This is a genomic window from Dyadobacter diqingensis, assembly GCF_024220585.1.
Classification (GTDB): Bacteria; Bacteroidota; Bacteroidia; order Cytophagales; family Spirosomataceae; genus Dyadobacter; species Dyadobacter diqingensis.
Map to the genome: position 1 here is coordinate 220,975 of NZ_JAMXKF010000004.1, position 22,419 is coordinate 243,393.

At 43.1% G+C, this 22,419-nt stretch carries 14 protein-coding genes; 7 read left to right on the forward strand and 7 right to left on the reverse strand.

What is annotated here, in order from left to right; genetic code table 11:
- Position 1: 1 nt before the first annotated feature.
- The 3 genes from M1L62_RS13330 to M1L62_RS13340 form a co-directional block, all read right to left on the reverse strand.
- The gene (locus M1L62_RS13330) at positions 2–3,469 is read right to left on the reverse strand and encodes a SusC/RagA family TonB-linked outer membrane protein (protein WP_254560078.1); all 3,468 of its coding nucleotides are present in this window, start codon (positions 3,467–3,469) and stop codon (positions 2–4) included.
- A 198-nt stretch (positions 3,470–3,667) separates the two neighbouring features.
- Positions 3,668–4,777 (reverse strand): FecR family protein, encoded by a 1,110-nt coding sequence (locus M1L62_RS13335; protein WP_254560079.1) that lies wholly within the window; start codon positions 4,775–4,777, stop codon positions 3,668–3,670.
- Positions 4,778–4,895: 118 nt separating this feature from the next.
- A complete protein-coding gene (locus tag M1L62_RS13340) occupies positions 4,896–5,489 on the reverse strand; it encodes an RNA polymerase sigma factor (RefSeq protein WP_254560080.1) in 594 nt (197 codons plus the stop codon).
- 614 nt (positions 5,490–6,103) lie between these two features.
- Here M1L62_RS13340 and M1L62_RS13345 point away from each other — a divergent pair.
- From M1L62_RS13345 to M1L62_RS13375, 7 genes are all read left to right on the forward strand, one after another.
- The gene (locus tag M1L62_RS13345) at positions 6,104–6,664 is read left to right on the forward strand and encodes a helix-turn-helix domain-containing protein (RefSeq protein ID WP_254560081.1); all 561 of its coding nucleotides are present in this window, start codon (positions 6,104–6,106) and stop codon (positions 6,662–6,664) included.
- A 99-nt stretch (positions 6,665–6,763) separates the two neighbouring features.
- The gene (locus M1L62_RS13350) at positions 6,764–7,996 is read left to right on the forward strand and encodes an ice-binding family protein (protein ID WP_254560082.1); all 1,233 of its coding nucleotides are present in this window, start codon (positions 6,764–6,766) and stop codon (positions 7,994–7,996) included.
- A gap of 241 nt (positions 7,997–8,237) precedes the next feature.
- Complete coding sequence (locus M1L62_RS13355; RefSeq protein ID WP_254560083.1) at positions 8,238–8,813, forward strand: hypothetical protein; 576 nt, start codon at positions 8,238–8,240, stop codon at positions 8,811–8,813.
- Positions 8,814–8,956: 143 nt separating this feature from the next.
- Entirely contained in the window at positions 8,957–10,021 is a 1,065-nt protein-coding gene (locus tag M1L62_RS13360) for a cobalamin-independent methionine synthase II family protein (protein WP_254560084.1), read from the forward strand.
- Between the two features lie 574 nt (positions 10,022–10,595).
- Entirely contained in the window at positions 10,596–13,637 is a 3,042-nt protein-coding gene (locus M1L62_RS13365; protein WP_254560085.1) for a SusC/RagA family TonB-linked outer membrane protein, read from the forward strand.
- A 57-nt stretch (positions 13,638–13,694) separates the two neighbouring features.
- Positions 13,695–15,377, forward strand: a complete 1,683-nt coding sequence (locus M1L62_RS13370; protein WP_254560086.1) for a RagB/SusD family nutrient uptake outer membrane protein — start codon at positions 13,695–13,697, stop codon at positions 15,375–15,377.
- Positions 15,378–15,488: 111 nt separating this feature from the next.
- Positions 15,489–16,736: a glycoside hydrolase family 28 protein gene (locus tag M1L62_RS13375; RefSeq protein WP_254560087.1), complete on the forward strand. Its 1,248-nt coding sequence runs from the start codon at positions 15,489–15,491 to the stop codon at positions 16,734–16,736.
- 54 nt (positions 16,737–16,790) lie between these two features.
- Here M1L62_RS13375 and M1L62_RS13380 read toward each other — a convergent pair whose 3' ends face one another.
- From M1L62_RS13380 to M1L62_RS13395, 4 genes are all read right to left on the reverse strand, one after another.
- Positions 16,791–17,705, reverse strand: coding sequence for a helix-turn-helix domain-containing protein (locus M1L62_RS13380; protein WP_254560088.1), 915 nt, complete (start codon positions 17,703–17,705; stop codon positions 16,791–16,793).
- 16 nt (positions 17,706–17,721) lie between these two features.
- The gene (locus M1L62_RS13385) at positions 17,722–18,615 is read right to left on the reverse strand and encodes an NAD(P)H-binding protein (protein WP_254560089.1); all 894 of its coding nucleotides are present in this window, start codon (positions 18,613–18,615) and stop codon (positions 17,722–17,724) included.
- A gap of 279 nt (positions 18,616–18,894) precedes the next feature.
- Entirely contained in the window at positions 18,895–20,052 is a 1,158-nt protein-coding gene (locus M1L62_RS13390; protein ID WP_254560090.1) for an acyltransferase family protein, read from the reverse strand.
- 1,360 nt (positions 20,053–21,412) lie between these two features.
- Positions 21,413–22,234, reverse strand: a complete 822-nt coding sequence (locus M1L62_RS13395) for an alpha/beta fold hydrolase (protein ID WP_254560091.1) — start codon at positions 22,232–22,234, stop codon at positions 21,413–21,415.
- Positions 22,235–22,419 lie beyond the last annotated feature (185 nt).

The window sequence follows — 22,419 nt, forward strand, 5'->3', positions numbered from 1 at the left end:
ATTAGAATTTAACGGAAAAGCCAACATTGATCAGTTTGGGATTGGGATACGACATCCCCGAATTTGATGTAATTTCGGGATCAAGTCCACCAGGCATATTGGAGAATGTCAGCAGGTTTTGTGCCGAAAGGTGTACCCTAAAATTGGAGATTTTTAGTCGGCTTAGCTGTGAGGCCAGGAATGTGTAACCGACTTCGAGATTTCTCAGTTTTGCGTAGGTTACATTCGTTTGCCACTTGCTGTTTGGCCAATGGGTATTCATCCAATTGTTTACGCCCTTTGTTAAGAGCGGATACTTCCCAATTTGAAACCCGCTGTTTTTATCCCAAATATTATTGTACCAGGTCGAGTTATCAGCCAGATATTGAGAAATGTTGGCATTGCCATCAAAATACCGCATGTAACTTTGCTGCTCGTAAGTGTAGCCTGAGGCACCGACGAAATCCGCTCTGAAATCGACTCCTTTCCAGGCTGCTGCGAAATTGAATCCGAAGTTAATCCAGGGTGTTCCGTTGTTGACCCGGTATGTGACATTTTTCATGTCAAGATCGGTTATGAAGCCATCATGATTCACGTCTTCATACATGTAATCGCCCGGTCTTATGGTGGTGTTTCCGTAGTGATCCTGATCCACCGGGTAGTTTGCGATTTGTTCCCAGGATTGAAACTGGCCATTAGCTACGAGTTGAAATGTACCGTCCCTGAAACGCCCTGTGGTATTGCCAAGATCGCGATATTCGGAATAGGCATTAGCCCAGTGCGGCTTGTAGCGTTCAGCAGTAATCCATCTTGAAAAAGTGAAATTTCCGCCAAATGAATACGTGAAATCTTTGATGTTGTCTTTCCAGTTTAAGGAAAATTCAATCCCCCTGGTATGATCGCCGTTAAGATTTTCCGATGGGAGCGTAAACCCGACTTCATTTGGTAAAAGTACGTCGTACCTGCTCGCAAGTTCACCGGTTTGATGCCTGTTAAACCAATCAAAACCAGCAGAAAGGCGATTTGAAAGAAAACTCGCGTCGATACCAAAATCCAAAACATATACGCGTCCCCAGGTGATATTATCGGTTGCCAAGCCGGTGACCCTGCTTGAAACAACATCCTTCCCGTCCAAAATGGCAGAACCCTGATTGAAGTTATAGCCCGTAATGTAGGACAGGGCCGTTCCCAGTTCTTTACCAAGCACGCCATAGGAACCCCTTAGCTTTAAATCACTGACTGTGGAATTAAGAAAGGTATTCTGTTGCCAGAAATTCTCCTGGGAAACCCGATAAGCAACCGATCCCGAAGGGAAAAAGCCGAAGCGCTTGCCAGCTTTGTAAAAGTAAGAGCCATCATAACGTCCCGACAACTCAACGATGTATTTGTTGTCATAATCATAATTGAAGCGTCCGATTACACCAAGCCGTTTCTGGTCGAAACTAATGTCATCGGTTAAGGTAGTTACCGATTTAATATTCAGTCCCTTGATTCCGTCAGCTTCGGGATTTCCCAACACATATAACCTCGGGTAATTTCCGGATTTTGTCTCAACCCCTCCAACCAGATGTAAGTTGTGTTTGGCGAAATTATTATTGTAGTCAAGCTGAAAGTTGGAAGTAATTTCTTCGCTATTCTGCATGTTACGTTCCATGTACCGGGCCGAACCCTGGTAGGCAACACTGTATTTATCCGTCGTGCCATTGTAGGCATATAAGACCGGTGCTTTTTCCTGCAAATCTGTTTTTGTATTTTTGAACCAATAGCTGACCAGTGCACGGGCCTTTAACCCCTTTACGATATCATATTCCGCCGAACCATTCAGTTGTATAACCCGGTTTTCTGCGACATATTCGCCGGAACGCTCCTTGCCAATCCAACCATAACTGTACTGCGGATCGATGGAAGAGATTGCCGGATAGTCAGGATTATTATTTGCAAAAGGTCTTTTTGTAGGAAGATTTCTGAATGCTGCATTCAGCGCGAAATCGTAGTCATCACCGGGAAGGCCAGGTTGATCCGTATGCTCGATACGGCCCATGATGTTCAGTCCGACTTTAAATTTTTTGCTGATGTTTGCGTTGATCGCACTTTGGAAATTGGTACGGTTGAAGCCGTTAAAATTCCGTAACATACTTTTCTGAGTAACGTTGCCGACGCTCACATAGTAGTCCATGTTTTCCGAGCCGCCGGATATATTGACGTTTCCATAGGCCTGCGGCGTGGTTTGCCAAACATAATTATACCAGTCAAAAGACTTATGGCTTTCGTCGGACTGGTTTACCCATTTATTATATTCTTCTTTGGTTACAGTTCTGGCTGCATCAGAGACATTATTATAGGTTTCATCCTGAATGATGGCTTTGAGATAAGTGGCAGCGTCGGCCGGTTTGTTGTATCCGGTTGGCTTTTGAACACCATAATATCCCTGAAATGTAACCATGGGTTTCTGATTTCTTTTTCCTCTTTTCGTCGTGACAACCACGACACCATTTGCGGCCTGCATACCGTAAATGGATGCCGATGCATCTTTAAGGACCGATACGTTTTCAATGTCATTGAAGTCGAGCTGTGAAAAACTGGAATAATCTTTCTGGACGCCATCAATGATAATCAAAGGTGTTCCGTAATTGCGGATCTGAAGTGTGGGTTCACTTCCGGGCTTGCCGCTGGTTTGCCGAAAGTTTATTCCCGGTGCTTTTCCAACCAGCGCTCCACTTGCCGTTGTTGCACTGGAATGTGATAATTCCTCTGCATTGACAGTCGAAATAGCTCCCGATATGGTAGCTTTTTTGTTGGCAAGACCAAAACCGACTACCACGATTTCATCCAGAGACTTATCATCAAACGCCAGGTTCACGTCGATAACCGTTCTGTTACCAATTTCGGATTCCTGGGTTTTATAGCCCAGGAAACTATACACTAATGTTCCGGTATTTTGTGAAATGGCAAGCGTGTAGTTTCCATCGGCATCCGTGGTGGTGCCGGTTTGGGTTCCTTTAAGAATAATGTTGACGCCGGGCAAACCGACGCCCTTTTCATCTTTGACTTTCCCTTTGACATCAATTTTAGAGACCTGTTTCAGGTTTGGCAGGAGAATCAGCTGCAATGCTCCCGTATTCTGATCGGTCCTGACGTTAAGGATTATCGTTTTTTTATTGACCTCGTACGTAATGTTCAACGGGGTCAGGAATTCCTGCAATACCTGTTCCAGTCGCTGATCCTTTACGTTGATGGCCGCTCTCCGTTTTGCCTGAATAACCTGAGAGCTATACATGAATTTCACGTTTGTGATTTCCGTGATTTTCGAAAGCATATCCTTGATTTGGGCATTTTCCATTTTGATGGTTATTCGTTTTTCAAGAATGTCCTGCGCATTTGAAGTGTGGGCCGAAACGATGCCGGCAAGGCAGATAATCAGGAAAAAAGGGATCAACGTCGCTTTCATAAAAAGCCATAGTAAGCGTTGGATGACTAAGTTAACTTTCATACATTTGAATTGTTTTGTATCAAGTGGTCGAAAACGTTTGGACAAAATGATTCCACACAGGTTTTGTGTCATAAAACCTTACTGTAAAAAGTATGTGGTGGAAGTTTAAAGACCGGCAGTGCCGCAAACACTGTTGGTCTTATACTTGGCAGAAGTATTATGTGATCATAGAGCGTTGTTTAGGTTGATAATGGGGACTCAGTTTTTGCAATTTGTAACCGTTACCAGGATCCTGCCATCGACGACCACATAATGCGCCTTCATTGTTTTGCAGATCATATCCAGTTTTTGAAACAGCGGCTCATCACCAAGCGAAGCGGTCAGAGAGCAATCCTTAACCTGATTTTCATCAAAGATGATTGGAATGCCGTAGGCTTTTTCCAGACGGTTAAATATGTTTTTGAGTGGCGCGTCCGTAAATTCAAAATCTCTTGGCGTAGCGGATCTGTCGATCATGACAGGATTTGAAGTAAGAGTTTTTTCAAATTGCAGATCTCCTTTTTTATAATCTACTTTTTGATTTGCAGTGAGCATTACTTCTTTTAATGTCGACTGAGGCATTTCAGTGTTTAGGTCTTGTTTGGATGAAACGGAAACTTTGCCGGTCTTCACCGACACGGAAATATTCTCTTCGGAGTCAAATGATCTGATGCTGAAACTTGTTCCCAGCACCTTTACTGCCAGTGCGTTGAAGTGCACAATAAAAGGTTGTTTCGGATTTTTTGTTACCTCAAAAAATGCCTCTCCCTCTAAGCTTACGATCCTGTTTTTACTGTCAAAAACCGTAGGGAAACTGACGGAGCTGTTCGGTTCGAGCGTAATGCTGCTGCTGTCGCTCAAATAAAACGAGATGGGTTTATCCGTGTGGTTTTCCTTTTTGACTATACCTTCCTGACTGTCAGAAAGCAAAGTTTCGATGTTGTTAGAAAATTTATTTTGCTGCACGATCGAGTAAATCCAACCTGCTCCCAAGAGGATAATAACACTGGCGGCGAGATAATAGGAGTAAGTGAAAAACCTGGATTTTAATTGTATACCTCTGCTCTCAGAAGATCGTGAAGCTTTTTTGTGCTTGTCTAAAATTCTTTCGCTAAGGTGATTGATATATTCGTCGCTGACCTGTGGAGCGTCTTCCGCGATATTATTCAGGAAGTCTGTTGCTATACGCATTTCTCTTTCCAGAAGAGGATACTGCCGACGAAGATCATCCCAAAAGAATCCAGGCTTTGATTTTTCTATCAGTACCCAGTCCCTGAATGACTTATCGTTGATAAAATCAGAGGACTTGAAATTTTCATACTTATTCATGAAATCGAATTATAGTTCCACATTGAAACGATTAGAAAAATACGTGTTGTTTATACTCGATTTTTTATATTATTTATGAAAATATTTTCACCTTACTGGGTAAGTTTCTTGTAATGAGTCAATTGAAGAAGAGTAGAATCAGTATATGAACCCAGTTTTCACGAAGTATAGCGAGGCTTTTCAAGAGTAAATTCGATACCGACTGTTTGTTGATCTCCATGATCTCGGCAATTTCATCGTTACTCCGGTTCTCATAGTAACGTAAAAACAGTGCCTCCTTCTGTCGTTTCGTTAACGAAAGAAAATGCCTGTTCAGCTTGATAGAAATTTCCTCAGATTCGTCTGTGGCAACAAGAACTTCCTCAATGTTTTCCAAATCGGTAAAAATATCCTCATTGTCATGAATTGAAAATGCGTTTGTATTTTGCTTAATGGCGTGGATGAGGTTATTTCGAAGGCATTTGAAGAGATAATTTTTCAGACACGCAGGATTACTCAGGAGTTCTCTTTTTTCCAGAAAACCCAGAAACAAATCCTGAATTACGTCCTCGACAAGCAAGCGATCGTTCGTGAACTTACTGCCATAATGAAGAAGAGGACGAAAATAACGCAATAACAATACGTTCATGGAACGGTCATCACCTTCCTTGAACATCGCCCAGACGAGGCTGTCTGTTAAATTCTCATCATGATCAAGTAGCATTTTTTCCATGCCGTCTGAAATTTGCGTCAAAAGGATATAATATTTCTCTTTGAAAAGAGTACTGCAATGTTGCAAATATCAGTATTAATTCAATAATAAATGTTAATTATACAATTATTAATTTGAGGGTGAGAATACGTGGATAATAATGGATGCGGACGCCTCCATGACGCGTTTTGAGCATTTATAGGGACGATACCAGATATTTTCTCATTGATTATCCCATGTCGGGAATTAAAACGCAGATCTTAGCAGGACTTTAAATGTGTACGTTTTGTGTACCCATCACTCATAGTGGCATTATTTGATAATCATCTGACTATCCCTGTAAACAATTCAGGTGATTGTCGTTTTTTCTTAATTCAATATCGAACTAGTATGGCACAGTTATTTTAATATTGACATAGAACTACTTTGATGAGCGTTAGTTAATGTCGCCGTTCTCGAGACAAAACTTTAACTAGATCTTCATATATCCGTAACGGTTTATTTAACCCGCCGTGCAGCTGATTTTTGACTTTATTGGTATCGTCACAATTAAAAATTACCCTTTCTAAAAGTTCTTACCACGGTCGCAGAATTTCTGCTGACGGACTCTTCATAATTGATCTTGCAAAAACGTAATGAAATTATACATCAAATGCATGGTAGGTATTCACTGCAAAATGCTGGTGCGTGAGATACTGGAAAAAATCGGGCTTCATTCGGGAGCTATCGAACTTGGCGAAGTTGAGATCCTTGAAAATCTGACAACAGAGCAGCGGCATCTGTTAAAGCTTATGCTGGTAAAATCAGGATTTGATTTAATAGAGGATAAGAAGGTCATTTTGGTAGAAAAAATTAAGCATGTAATCGTACATATGGTACATTTTGCAGGCGATCTGCCGAATACAAAAAACTCAAATTATTTGAGCGAAAATCTAAATAAAGACTACCGTTATCTGGCCAAAATATTCTCGGAAGCGACGGGGACAACGATAGAGCGGTACATCATTGCTCAAAAAATAGAGCGGGTGAAGGAATTCTTGTTATACAACGAGATGAACCTCACACAAATATCCTATGTGTTAAACTATTGCAGCGTAGCACACTTATCGAATCAATTTAAGAAACTGACGGGTGTTTCTCCTTCCGGTTACAAACAGCTCGGGCACAATAATCGGATACCTCTTGAAAACTTGTAAAATTGTGTAACTAATAAGCACAATTACGCAATCATTACGGATAACATTTCAATCACCTTTGATGAGGTAGAAACTAATCTACCTGTTATCCTAATTTATATGACACGTTTATTACTATTAGTTCTGTCGGCTGTCACGGTAATTTCTTTACCCAACGTATGTGACGCCCAGGTCGCGCCTGATTTAGGTACTGCTTCCAGCTATGCTTTATTTACCAACAGCGGGGCATTTACAAGCGACGGAGCCACCGTTGTCACAGGTGATATTGGTACCAACGCAGGAGCATTTTCCGGTTTTCCAGTAGGCGTAGTCATTGGAGAAACCCACGTAGCTGACCTTGTTTCTGCGCAGGTAGCCCTGGATGTAACGGCTGCTTATGATGAATTGACGCCCCAGAGCTGTGATGTGGTGTTAGGAACAACCTTAGGGAATGGACAAGTCCTTACCCCGAACGTTTATTGTCTTGGGGGCGCTTCAACGCTCAACGGAAACCTGATTTTAAATGGAGGAGGTGTAGCCGGCGGAATATTCATTATAAAAATCAATGGCGCGTTGAGTGCAAATGCATTTTCAAGCGTTACTTTAACCAATATGGCTTCGCTGGATAATGTCTACTGGCAGATAAACGGCAGACTGGATCTGGCAGCCAGCGCTGTGTTCAGGGGCACAGTCCTTGCCGCCGGGGCCATTGAGCTGATGACTTCTTCTTCACTGATAGGCAGAGGTTTGACGACGGCCGGGGCGATTTCGCTGCACACCAATATTGTAACAAATCCACAGGCTCCGTTACCCGTTACCTTAACCAGCTTTTCGGTGAAAAAGGGTGAGGGACAAACGGCGTTGCTTGCCTGGACCACTACAGCAGAGACCAATAGTGATCATTTCGAAATTCAGAAGAGTATGACGGGGAAGGTGTGGAAAAAACTGGGATCTGTAACAGCAAACGGGGAAAGCAGTACAATGATGACCTACACATTTACAGATGAAATTCCTGAAAACGGAAACAATTTGTATCGGCTTAAAATGATCGATAAAGATGAGAGTTTTGCGTATAGCCGAATCCGTAGCATAGCTTTTTCAATTGCGGTGAAAATGGTGATATATCCTAATCCGACTACTGATTTACTGACGTTGGACGTGGATGACATGAGCCAGATAAGACAGATACAGTTAAATGATGTGACAGGAAAAATTCTGTACAATAAAGCTAAAACCGGCGTTCAAAATTTGTCGGCTCATTTGGATGTGAAGAACCTTTCGGCTGGTATCTATCTGGTGAGAATTACGAGTGAAACAGGAACCGTATCCTCACTGAAAATTTTAAAACAGTAATTGAAATTAAATTCCATATGTCAGTTTACACTATACACACCTGATTTGGATCAATAATGTTTTTGAATTTTGATAGTGCTGATATTTTTAAGCTTGGAAGAGCATTGCAGACAGCGGAGGAGTTAATATTTCCAGCGCCAGTGATTAATTATGAACGCTTTGGAACTCAATAAAAATAGCTGACAATCATATAACTTATTCAATCATTCGTTGTAATTTTAAGTGATATTTATGACTCTTGATGAGAACTATTGCGGCTATTTTCCTGATTATACTGCTGCTCTGCAACATGATGGGGTTGCCCGTAGCAGTGTTGTGCCTGGATCACGAATATGCGATTGCAACGCCGAAGTCAACAGGAAGTAAAATACGGATTATAAAGACATATCAGCCTTCGCTTTCTGGCTCAGTCAGGGTGGAGGCTAATGGTTATGAAGGCTTATATCGTATCCAAGATCAGTTGTACAATGTGGTCAGCTGCGTACATCAAAATGATACTCTTTTTGTAACACTGCAAAATAATGAAGCGGCCTGGCAGCGTTTCTCGGAATTGGCCGAGATGATGCAGGAAGTGAGTTCCGGAAAGACCGCCTCACATCCGTTTAGTAAAGCTATTAAAATGCTTGATGATCTTGCCAAGGTATTTTTACAAGTATCTGCACCCGAAATTGATTTTAAAAACGAAAGTGAAAATCATCACATCAGCGCTCCCTTTCCCGATTTAGCGTACACTTTTCTTTCTCATGTTTTACCTCTGCTTTGCCCGCCTCCCGAAACGCCCCGTTGTAACCCGCACGTTGCTGAGCAGTTAAGCTGATCCGGATTTTATGTACACGCATTTTCAGGTTTGAAAATGGTGGATAATTCCTGCACCGGTTTGCGGGCTGACAATTTATGTTACCCTTCACTTCGACGGATTGACTTGTGGACCGTTTTTTATTTTTTAAGCAAAGCAAAAACATGACTAAGATAGCAACAGAACCCATTGGAAGTATTCCGAGACCTGCGTATTTACAGCAAGCTATGCAGGCTTTTCAAAAGAGTGAAATTCAGCAGGAAGAACTCTCAAAGTTATTCGCCAAGGCAACGAGCGAGACCATCCGTCAATTGGAAGCGACAGGTTCACCTGTGATTTCGGACGGGGAACAGTCCAAGCCGAGTTTTGCCACTTATGCCATTCACGGATCGCCAGCTCTTGCGCCCGGTGGGGTGGTCATTCCATTTGCTGACGGCCACACCAGGCAGTTGCCTAAACTGATTTCCGGTCCATTCCGATATCAGCATTTTGCAGCTGATTATTTAAATGAGGCGCGGAAATATACCTCCCTGCCGGTTAAACAGGCGGTGATATCGGCATCTGCGATGAGTTTGCTCTATCCCGCCGAAGGTATTGAAGGATATTCACAAAGTCAGTTTATCAGCGATTTGCTGGATCAGGCGGAGACGGATATACGAAAATGTCTGGATGCCGGTGCTTATAACGTACAGATTGACTTTACAGAAGCTCGGTTGTCGTTGAAACTTGATCCCAGCAAAGGCTTGTTGAGTCAGTTTATTGACCTGAACAATCAGGTGCTCGACCGCTTTACGGATGCACAGCGGAGCAGGATAGGCATTCATACCTGTCCCGGCGGCGACCACGATTCCACACATAGTGCAGACGTTCCCTACACCGAATTATTACCACTCTTTTTTAAACTTCGCGCGGGTAATTTTTATCTGGAATATGCCGGTGAAAAGGATAAAAAATCTGTTTTGGAATGCATACGTGAAAACATTGGTGGCAGTCAGAAAATATTTCTGGGCGTCATCGATGTGCTTAATCCGGTCATTGAAACGCCCGGGCAAGTCAGTGACTTATTGCTGGAAGCGTATGAATACATCCCGATCGCACAGTTGGGCTCCACGGATGATTGTGGTTTCTCTCCATTTGCTGACGATATCTCCACTGCGCGTGAAATTGCTTTTGAAAAAATAAGAGCCAGAGTAGAAGGAACGAAACTGGCTGAAAAGAAGATAAGGTAAATATTCAATACTGGTTAAAAACGAATCTGAAAGTCCTGACTCGCAGCAAAAATCCGCTGTAAGTCAGGACTTTTTGTTTTAATGTCATTTTAATTTGCGAAGTAAAGCCGGCATCTTTTATCTAGGCTTCATGAATGGAAATATGGGTTCAAACAGTATTTGATCTTTCCGGAGTATAATATTACATCTGTTTAATTATAAAATTAATCCTATTTACTGGCGGTCACACTGGCTGATGAAGGATTAAAAAGAAATTAAAAAACGACTAAAATGTCCAAGAAATAAATGGATGAAGTCTATTTTGGCGACGTTCCCGACATCGTTTGCGTAAAAAAATATCGTTAAAACCTTTGGCATCTCTTGCCAATATCTAACCTTCCTTCTGTCAAACGAAGTGATAATAAAAATGACAATCAATTATTTCTTCGATTATTCACATTCTGATTCGGCCATATTTCAACCTGTAATTTTCTGGTAAAACCTGATTTATTCTCCTGAAAATTACATGAAAAGCACCTGTTTTTGAATATGAATTTTGCATTAATAAATAGAATAATATAAACTGTTATGATGTATGTTTAGAAAGCTACAAAGTGCGTCGGCCTTAGGGTTGCTACTCATGTATGGAATTTTACCGGTTGGTAGTCAGAAGGTTCATGCCGGAAATCGTCTGAATTTCACGGAAAATCTGGTAGTGTCGGCAGATGGAAAAAACAGGTCAAATTCTGTTTTTGATATTACGGGAAAGGTGACGGGAGATAATGGAGAAGAGCTTCCGGGTGTAAGCATTTTGCTGAAAGGAACAACGACCGGTGCGACTTCGGACGTAAACGGATCGTACAAACTTACGATCCCGGCCGGGAATGCAACACTGGTTTTTTCTTACGTGGGTTATGTCAGCCAGGAAATTCAGGTGAACAACCGGTCGATTATTGATGTAAAACTTGTGACAGATACCAAAGCGCTGGAAGAAGTGGTGGTGGTAGGTTACGGTACGATGAAAAAGAGCGATGTAACAGGTGCAATTACCTCTGTAAAATCAAAAGATATTACGGCCATTCCGACAACGAATGCGCTACGGTCGCTGCAAGGAAAGGTTTCGGGGATTGATATTACGCAAAGTTCCGGACAGCCGGGCGCGGATATTAATATCGTTTTGCGTGGAAATAGGTCGCTGAAAGCAGACAACAAGCCGCTGGTTTTGGTCGACGGAATTCCATACGGTTCGTTTATTGATATCAACCCGACGGATATCGCCTCGATTGAAGTTTTGAAGGATGTTGCTTCCACGGCCATTTACGGAACCCGCGGTGCAAATGGAGTCATTATCATTACAACTAAAAAAGGGTCGTCAGGTAAATCCAGTTTGTCGTTCAATTCATATGTTTCGATGAACAAAAAAGCGCTTTACCCGCGCATGATGAACGGTGAAGAATATGCTCAGCAGAAACGTGAAGCCTACCGGACAACCAACGGTGATGTATACAGAAAAGATGAGGATATTTTTCAGGTAACGGAGTTACAATACCTCAAAGACAAACAATTTGAGGACTGGCAGAGTTATATTTTCCATAGCGGTCTGATGCAGAACTATGAGATCAATATGACTGGCGGCAGTGAAAAAACCACTTTCGCAACGTCATTCGGTTATCAAAAGGATAAGGGATTGCTGCTTAATGATGTTTATCGCAGATTGAACGGAAAGATTAGTGTTGACCATAAATTCAACAACCGGATCAGGGTGGGCGTGAGCGCCATTTATTCTTATAAAAATCAGGATAAACGGGATAACCCTTTGAACATGGCAAACAAAATTTTGCCGATCGCCAAAGCGTTCAACGACGACGGAACATTGATTCTGAATCCGGCGCCGGGTTACAGCGCGCAATTCACGCCGCTGGCGGATGAGCAACCGGGCGTTTTTGTAAACAATATTGTTGATAAGCGTTTATTTTCTTCTGCGTATCTGGACGTGAAAATAACGAATGAGCTCTTCTTTAAATCTACGATAGGTTTGGATTTCAGAGACTTCCGCAATGGATATTACAGAGGATATAACACGGTGGCGAACGCGGGGCGTAATTCTACTTCCGGTGTTGAGCTGGAAAATTATTTCAATTACACCTGGGAAAATACGCTTAATTATAATAAAACAATCGGAAACCATCAGATTCAGGGACTTTTGGGCACGAGTTCGCTGGGGACCAAATTTGAAGAATATACTTCGTCGGGAAATAACCAGGCTTCTCCGATCACTTCCTTTCACGATCTAAATTCGAATACGATCTCCAAAGCCATTGGCAGTAAATTGAGAGAGACCAAAATTGCTTCGTTTTTTGGAAGGGTGAATTACAAGTTGAGCAACAAATATATTTTCCAGGCTTCGTTGCGTACGGACGGGTCTTCGGTATTGGCAGCCGGAAATAAATGGGGTTATTTTCCATCGGTTTCAGGGGCGTGGCGTGTGATCGAAGAGCCGTTTTTGCGGGATAGTAAAGTGGTCAATGATTTGAAACTGCGTGTAAGCTGGGGGAAATCGGGTAATGCTGCTATTGATCCATATGCTACAAAAGGAGGTTTAGGATTGTCCGCTTATGCTTTTGGTACGAGCGCTGCTTTCGGGTATTGGCCAAGTATCATTCCGAACCCAAACCTGACCTGGGAAACAACAGGAACCTGGAATGCCGGTATTGATTTTGGTTTATTGGGTAATAAAATCTCGGGAACAATTGACGTGTATCGTTCAAGAACCAAGGATTTGCTGCTGCCAAGTTTGCTGCCAACGCACACCGGTTACAGTGAAATTCTTGAAAACATCGGTCAGGTAGAAAACAAGGGTATCGAGTTGGCTATTACTTCTCAGAATCTCAACGCAAAATCTTTCAACTGGTCGACAGACTGGACTTTTACTGTAAACCGGGAAAAGATTATCGCACTGAACAGCGGGGTTACGCGTAATGAGGCCAGCAGCTGGTTCGTTGGCGAGCCAACAAAGGTGTTTTATAATTACAAGAAAATCGGGATCTGGCAGCTTGGCGAAGAAGAAGCTGCTTTGAAATTCGGAAGTAATAAACCGGGTGATGTTAAGGTGGCTGATATCAACGGAAATGGCGTGGTTGATCCAGGTGACCGTACCACGTTCTCGCAGGTTCCGAAGTTTTCATTCGGGGTTAACAACCATTTTGAGTATAAAAATATTGATTTAAGTGTGTTTGTTTACGGCCGTATCGGGCATTACATCAACTACGAATACAACAGCAGCGCATACAAACCAAGTGCACTGGAAAACTCATCGAACGTAGACTACTGGACACCAGAGAATCCGACCAATGCTTTTCCAAGACCGAACAGTTCGTATTCGACAACGAATTATCTGTATCAGACGACACTGGGTTATGTGAAAGGGTCTTTCGTGAAAATCAGAGATGTGTCATTGGGTTACAATATCCCTACTTCGCTGGTGAAGAGAATCGGGGTTGGCCGTGTGCGGGTTTATGGTACACTGCAAAACTATTTCACTTTCAGCAAGATCAAGGATTACGATCCTGAACGTGGCGGCGATTTGAGTTTCCCGCTTGTGAAGCAGATGATCTTTGGTGTAAACATTGATTTTTAATCATTCGGGTAAATGAATCCTGAGATGAATTATTGAAATTTTAAAACAGACATTCCAATGAAAATCAAAATAGCGGCCTTGTTGATGGCTTTTTCGCTTGCCGGGCTTACTTCCTGCGAAGATTATCTTTCCGAAACCAATAAAAGCGGCCTGACCGAAGACCCGTTTTTTCAAACCGAACTCGGCATTACAGCGGCGGTGAACGCATCCTATTCCGGAACCAGGTTATGGTATGGAAAAGAATTTCCATCCGCATTTGCAGAAACAGGAACTGATCTTTTCCTTAGGGGAGGAGATAACAAAGCCAACCAGATTTCGGATTATTCCGTGGACTTAAATGGTGCTCAGACCAATCTTAAAGACTATTGGGCGCATTTGTACAAAGCACTGAACACCTGTAATACCGCTCTCAAACTGCTTCCCGCACCAGTTTTAAGTGAAGCACTGAACAAACAATATGAAGGAGAAGTCAGGTTTTTGCGGGCTCATTATCTCTGGCTGATTACCGAAACCTGGGGTGATGTTGTATTGTCGACGGAACCGACGATCGGTGTGGTGACAACAGCAAAAAGATCCAGTGTTGAAGAGTTTTATAAAGTGATTTTTGCAGATCTGGATATCGCGATCGCAAATCTGGCGCCAACCAAATCGACCACCGGACGTATCACGCAGGATGTGGCCAAGGCTTTTAAAGCCAGAATGTCGCTGACCCGTGCCAGTGCAACCAATAACGCTGCGATGTACGCGCAGGCTGCGACCTTGGCGAAGGAGGTTATTGCCTCGGGGCGGTACTCCTTGTTTGCGGACTTTAAATCGCTTTGGGATATGAAAAACGCAGAAGGCGGAGCAAACTCGGAGGTGGTGTATTATGTCAATTACACCAACGACGATACCATGAACGGAGATTACGACGCGGCTGCCGGCAAGGGCAATAACAGTCATTTGCATTTTATCATGGTGTACGACAAGCAGCCGGGCATGGAGCGTTCTGTCGCTTATGGCCGTCCGTACCAGCGTTATGTCCCGACTTTGCATTTACTCGATTTGTTTAACGAAAACGTCGATCAGCGTTATGCAGGGACTTTCCAAACGGTCTGGAAAGCGAACATGGCGAACCTGAAAGCCGGTGCTGTTAACGGGTATCCGAAAATGGCTTTGGGTGATACTTCGATGGTTTTCCTGAAAACAGTTGCTACCCCTGAACAAACGGCTAATGCGTCTGGTCGTTATAAAATCTTCGACCGCAATACGATGTATAAGACTGATGGGACACTCTTGCTGAGATCGCAGTTTATTCAAATGAGCAAATTTATGGATCCGACGCGTTTGACTGCTAATCAGGAGTGGAGCGCTCGTGACGGTTTCGTCATCCGAATTGCAGAAATGTACCTGATCGCGGCGGAAGCTTTGATGAATACGAACCCAACGGAGGCCTTGAAGTTTATGAACGATCTTCGTAAAAAACGCGCCATTGCCGGTAAAGAAGCCGATATGGAAATCACGGCAAAAGACCTGACAATAGATTTTATTCTGGATGAACGCGCCCGTGAACTGTCTGGTGAATTGTTCCGCTGGTATGACCTGAAACGTACCGGGAAACTGGTAAGTTACGTTCAAAAATACAATATGGATGCCAAAGCAAACATTAAGGAAACGCATAACTTGCGTCCGATTCCTCAGGTTCAGCTGGATGCGGTGACGAACAAGGAAGAATTTAAACAGAATCCGGGGTACAACTGATCTGTTTGAAAAGATAACATCTGCCAACTGATTTCGCTGCGTTTCCGGACTCAGCGAAATCAGTTGTTTACATGGAGTTAACTCCATAAAACGCTTAATCCCATGTTTAGCATGAAGAAATTACTATTATTTGCCTGTTTGAGTATTGCTGCTTTCACCGCTCAATCGCAGGATTATGACATAACCCAGTATGGTGTAGGTATCGATAGCACTAAGTTGAGCACGCGCGCTATTCAGGCCGTGATCGACAAGGCGCATGCCAGTGGGGGAGGTACGATTGTCATTCCCAAGGGAGTGTATCTTAGCGGTGCCTTGTTTTTTAAGCCTAAAACGACATTGAAATTGCTGGAAGGTGCGGTATTGAAAGGTTCTGACAATATTGCCGATTATCCGCTGATCCCGTCACGGATGGAAGGAAGAAGTCTGGATTATTACGCTGCCCTGGTGAATGCCTATAAGGTTGATAATTTTAGCATTTCAGGTCCGGGGACCATTAATGGCAATGGCTTGCGGTTTTGGAAATCATTTTGGGCACACAGGGACTCGCTGAGAGCGGTTGGAAAACAGACCACCAATCTGGAAGTTCATAGGCCGCGCCTGCTTTTTATCTGGGGATGTGCCAACGTAAATATCCAGAATGTCAAACTGCACAACGCCGGTTTCTGGACGACGCATTTGTATCAGTGCAGCAATGTGCTGATCGAAAATTGTGATATCCGCTCGCCTTTCAAACCCGTCGCGGCACCGAGTACCGATGGCGTCGATATTGATGTTTGTAAAAAGGTTACGGTCCGGAATTGTTACATTTCTGTCAATGACGATGCGATTGTGATCAAAGGCGGAAAGGGACCAGATGCACATAAGTTGCCCGAAAATGGCATTGTGGAGGATATTCTGGTGGAGAATTGCACCTTCGGCGCCGCGCATGCGACCCTGACACTGGGAAGCGAGAGTATCCATGCCAGAAATATTACCATGCGGAACTGCAAAGTAGATAACAATTGTCCTATTTTAAAATTGAAAATGAGGCCGGATACTTATCAGATCTTTGAAAATATAACGGTGAGCGATATCACTGGCACCTGCGGGACGATTATCGAAATCAAGCCGTGGACGCAATTTTTTGATCTGGGTGACAGCAAGGAGAAACCGTATGGCAATGTTCACAATGTCACCATGTCCAATATCAAAGTGACGTGTCAGCGTTTTGGAGACCTTGAAGGAAATCCTTCCGATAAAGTTTCCGATATCGTTTTCAAAAATATCGAGGCTAACGCACAGGTTACTTTGCAAAGCAAATATCAGGGTATAAAAGCGGAGAACGTGTTAATCAACGGAAAGTCATTGGTTATCAAATAGGGAAGCCAAATTTTGGAGATTCAGTAAGGTCACTGAATCTCCGAAAATATGTTTTTAATTAAATGACTGTCGGTATTCCAAAGGCGTTGTTTTTACCTTGTTTTTAAATAGTTTGCTAAATGACTGCGGATGTTCAAAACCGAGTTCATAAGCGATTTCACTTACCGATAAACTGGTCGTAGACAACCTTTCTTTTGCCTTTTCGATCAGTTTGTCGTGTATATGCTGCTGAGTGCTTTGTCCGGTCAGCACTTTCAATAATCCACTCAGATAATTGGGCGATACATGTAACGTTTCGGCGATGTAGTGGACAGTAGGAAGGCCCTGCTTCGCCAGATTGTCGCTGTTGAAATAGTCGGAAAGAATTTCTTCCAGACGGTTCAGTATCTTATGATTGGAGATTTTTCGGGTAATAAACTGGCGCTGATAAAACCGCTCGGAATAGGTCAGCAACAATTCAAGCTGAGCAATGATAACATCCTGGCTGAACCTGTCGATATTGGCATGGTATTCCTGTTCAATATTCTGAATAATTCCGGCGATCGTCGTTTCCTCTTTTTCTGAAAGGTGCAGTGCCTCATGTACCGAATAACTGAAAAATTCATACTGTTTGATTTTCTGAGCCAGCGGGGTATTCCAGAGAAAATCGGGATGAACAAGTAATGACCATCCCGAATGTTTTATTTCTCCGTCCGCTTCAATGGAAAAAACCTGCCCTGGCGAAATGAAAAACATGATACCTTCGTCAAAATCATAAGCCTGCTGACCGTATTTCATCTTGGCGTTAAAACTTCTTTTCAGCGCGATGGAGTAAAAATTATTGACGATGCTTCGCGGCTCGTCCTCACGCAGCCGTTTCACATCCGCAAAATTGACCACGCTGATCAGCGGGTGTTCCGGTTTGGGCAGGTGCCTGAACTGATGCCATTCAGCAATCGTTTTGATTCGGATTGGTTCCATGTTTGCCATTTTCCAAGGTAGCTAATTATTTAAAAACGACGGCAAATTCTTTTGCGAAATCCGCCAGTTTTACCTTTCCCATCACGGCCGGTTTGTTGCGGTAATAATCTTCCGACAAGAGACCGCTATGCAGGGCGGCGTACATTTCAACGAGACCGGCTGCAATAACCGGATTCATTCCAGCCGTTACAAGGGCACCTAACGTTTGCTCATCGCTGATGAGTGTCCATGTCAGATCCTGCTGCCCGATAGCCTTTCCCAAAATCGTAGCAGTTTCGGTACCAGAAAGTTCCTGGCTTACCACATAGCGGATTTTCCTTCCGGCAAACGGTGTAACCAGTTCTTCGGCGATCGCAGCAGCAATATCGATGGGAGAAACCCAGGGTATGAGATCGTCTGCTCCGTAGTTCGCAGCAATAAAACCGGCTTTTTTGATCATATCGACATAACCGAACAAATTGTAGTAGAATGATGTCGGACGCATGTGCACAATGGAAATCTCGGGAGACAGCGCGTTCAGGATTTGTTCGACGTTGTGCGCACCAGTCAGAATCCCGTTTCCTTTGTCTAAATGAGCACCGATACTGCTGAGGTTAACCACCCGTTTCACCCCGGACTGCTGAATGGCCTGCGCATAGTTCCTGCCCAGTTTTCGATAATAATCAATCAGATCAAGGTTATGGTCGAAATAGTTATTGGGCGGCACCATGGAATAAACGGCGTCTGCTCCGGTAAAAGTGTTTACCAGAAAATCCACATCTTCCAGTGATCCGATGGCTGCGGTAGCTCCCAGCGTTTCAATCTCATTTTGTTTATCGGATTTGCTGCTGATTACTGTCAACTCATGCCCTTTTTGTACTAATTCTTCGGTCAGTGGTTTGCTGATATTTCCTAAGGAACCTGTTATTACAATTTTCATTTTTCTTTTGTTTGTTTGATGTTGCAAAGTTCCGCCACAGCAAACAAGGAGGCGTAGCTGAATCTACTTTTGTTGTAGTCGAATGCAGGGTGTTCCAGTTTAGTTGTCAGTTGTCTCTTTTCTGTGTTAACAGCAACCACTGACGAATGGATTATCGAAACGTCCCGTCGGGACGTCTCGTTGGTAGTAAGGACAATTGGAGAGCGGTAAGCCTCGTTCCGTAGGAACGTTTCGTGATTATATGGACCGTCAAAAATACCTGTTGGATATTGTGCATTGTTAAAGAACTTTGTTAACGCCGGGAATTCTAACAACAATATATCCCAATAGAAAGCTCAATGCCACGCCAACAGGCCCGACAATTAAAAATTTAAGTGCAGGATCAATCGGCCAGCTCTTTGCGATTAAAGATAGCGATATTAACACAAGAGGGTGTAAAATATACACCCCAAAAGAACAACGCGCCAGCGCGGTTAAAAATGGAGACGTTGTATTCCAGTACCGTTTTCCAAAGCAGATTAAGGCAGTAGAAATCGTAAAACCGGTGAGCTGTTCCCAGCTCGCATACAACAGAGATTCTGGATGGAAGCCGCCGCTAAACCATCCCAGAGCACTGTCAAACACAAATTTGAATGTGTAAATAACCGGAAAACCGATCAGAATTAAACAAGCGGTGATGGTCGCCGATTTTTTGTATCGCGAATATTCCAGCTGATCCAGCCACTTGCTATTGGCCGCAATGAGACCAAATGTAAACATCGCAATGTATTGTGGGAAGTGCCCGAGTTGAAAACCAAATGGACTCAAAACCCATCCCACGGGAAAGATAATTCTGACTAAAAAGCTCACGAAACCAATCGCTATTGCAACCAATAAAATCCTGTTGACAGAAGGTAATTTCCATATTTCAGTTTCGGAAGTCAGAAACCGCCGTATTAAAATGTAAACTCCGGTAAACAGCAAAAGAGCCAGCACAAACCACATAACGCCAAAACTTATCCAGCCATCGTATCCGGATAGAAATTGTAAAAACGTGATATAATGCTCCCCTCCATAGTAATAAACCAGATAATCCATGATAGGCGAGAGAATGAAAGAGTAAAAAAACAGCGGAATGCCGAAGCGCAGAAGACGATCTTTGATGAATACAGCGGTACCTTTTTTATTCAGAGAAGAGGGAATAAACAACGCCGACAGAAAGAAGAAAAATCCCATAAAAAATGCCTGGTTGGTTGACACGAAAATGGTCATGGGAATGATTGCGCCGGCGTTTGCGGTTTTTTCGGAATAATACCATGATCCCGGTCCGCCGTATGTTACGCAGGCATGATGCAAGATCACCAAGGCAGTCAGTATTACTTTTAAATTATCAATATAAACGACTTTATTTTTCGGCTGTTTTTGCAGGGTTGCCGGTTCTTTTGCAATGACTGACATTAGATATTGATCTGTTTATATGGAATAGAAAATCGACAGCTTTTTAGTTTGATGCACTTTTTGAGTTGGAGGTTGCATGACGTTGTTTTAAATGCAGTTTTTAGGTTATGTGACGTAATGAGTTTATGCTATGCGTGATGTTGTGTAGTGAAGTTATGCGGCGGTGAAGTTACGGTGGTGTTATGTGTCGTTATGGCGTCGTTATGCGTAGTTTCTAAACTACGCATTTTTAATAATTTACCGTTTTTAACGGTACGGCTTGATAACGACTTTATAAACATATTTTGGCGACCGTTACAAACGGTCATTTATTAAAGGTACGCAGTGTTCGCTGAACACTACGCACAACGGCTGAGGTTATGGTGTTGTTATGCGGCGGCGTTATGCGTAGTTTCTAAACTACGCATTTTTAATAATTTACCGTTTTTAACGGTACGGCTTGATAACGACTTTATAAACATATTTTGGCGACCGTTACAAACGGTCATTTATTAAAGGTACGCAGTGTTCGCTGAACACTACGCACAACGGCTGAGGTTATGGTGTTGTTATGCGGCGGCGTTATGCGTAGTTTCTAAACTACGCATTTTTAATAATTTACCGTTTTTAACGGTACGGCTTGATAACGACTTTATAAACATATTTTGGTGACCTTTACAAACGGTCATTTTTTAAAGGTACGCAGTGTTCGCTGAACACTACGCACAACGGCTGAGGTTATGGTGTCGTTATGCGGCGGCGTTATGCGTAGTTTCTAAACTACGCATTTTTAATAATTTACCGTTTTTAACGGTACGGCTTGATAACGACTTTATAAACATATTTTGGCGACCGTTACAAACGGTCATTTATTAAAGGTACGCAGTGTTCGCTGAACACTACGCACAACTGCTGAGGTTATGGTGTCGTTATGCGGCGGCGTTATGCGTAGTTTCTAAACTACGCATTTTTAATAATTTACCGTTTTTAACGGTACGGCTTGATAAAGACTTTATAAACATATTTTGGCGACCGTTACAAACGGTCATTTATTAAAGGTACGCAGTGTTCGCTGAACACTACGCACAACTGCTGAGGTTATGGTGTCGTTATGCGGCGGCGTTATGCGTAGTTTCTAAACTACGCATTTTTAATAATTTACCGTTTTTAACGGTACGGCTTGATAAAGACTTTATAAACATATTTTGGCGACCGTTACAAACGGTCATTTATTAATAGTACGTAGTGTCCGTTGAACACTACGCACAACCGTGCACGACTGTGGCTTAATCTTCATACTTGTTATAATTGGAAAACAATTCATACCTCAAAACCGAACAAACTGCTGAAATTTTCACAGTTTGTTCGGTTCCGGAATTTCCTACTCCTTAATAAAAGCCAAAAGATCCTTATTAATCGTCGCGGCTTCCGTCGTTGGCATGCCATGAGGGAAACCCGGGTATGAAATAAGCTTCCCGTTTTTAACCAGTTTTACAGCTTTTACAGCCGTTAGTTCGAACGGAACGATCTGGTCGTCTTCGCCATGTAATACCAATACAGGCACGTCCACGCTTTTCAGATCTTCTGTGAAATCTGTTTCCGAAAATGCCTTGATGCAATCGTAATGTGCTTTGATGGCGCCCATCATACCCTGACGCCACCAGTTGTCGCGGATGCCTTGCGATACCGTTGCACCTTCGCGGTTATAGCCATAAAACGGTATCGTGAAATCCTGAAAATATTGCGGGCGTTTGGTGGCTGTACCTTCTCTTATTTCATCAAATATCGACAAAGGAATACCATCCGGATTGTTTTCTGTTTTTGCCATAATTGGCGTAACGGCGCTGATCAGTACTGCTTTTGCAACACGACCTTTTCCATGTTTTGCTACATAACGAATCACCTCGCCGCCGCCGGTTGAATGACCAACGTGGATTGCATCTTTCAAATCAAGCGCTTCTGTAAGCTCGGCAACGTCTGCTGCATAGGTGTCCATATCATGGCCGTCGGCGGTTTGGCTTGAACGGCCGTGTCCGCGGCGGTCATGTGCGATAACCCTGAATCCCTGGCCCAGGAAAAACATCATTTGTGCATCCCAGTCATCACCGGATAAAGGCCAGCCGTGATGAAAAACGATCGGCTGCCCGGTCCCCCAATCTTTGTAATAAATTTCGGTACCGTCTTTTACTGTGATCTTCGCCATGTTTTTAGTTGAAAGGTTATGAATAAAGTTTTTGGAAATATACTTTTTTAAAATCAAAAAATTGTGTCTGTTCAATCCCACTGGCTCGGTTTAAATGGCCGGTGCTAACGCTAGACGCTATATGAAGCGGGGTGATCTGGTGTTTTATGCTTCCAGAAGATTGTTGCAGCATTAATCATTTTCTC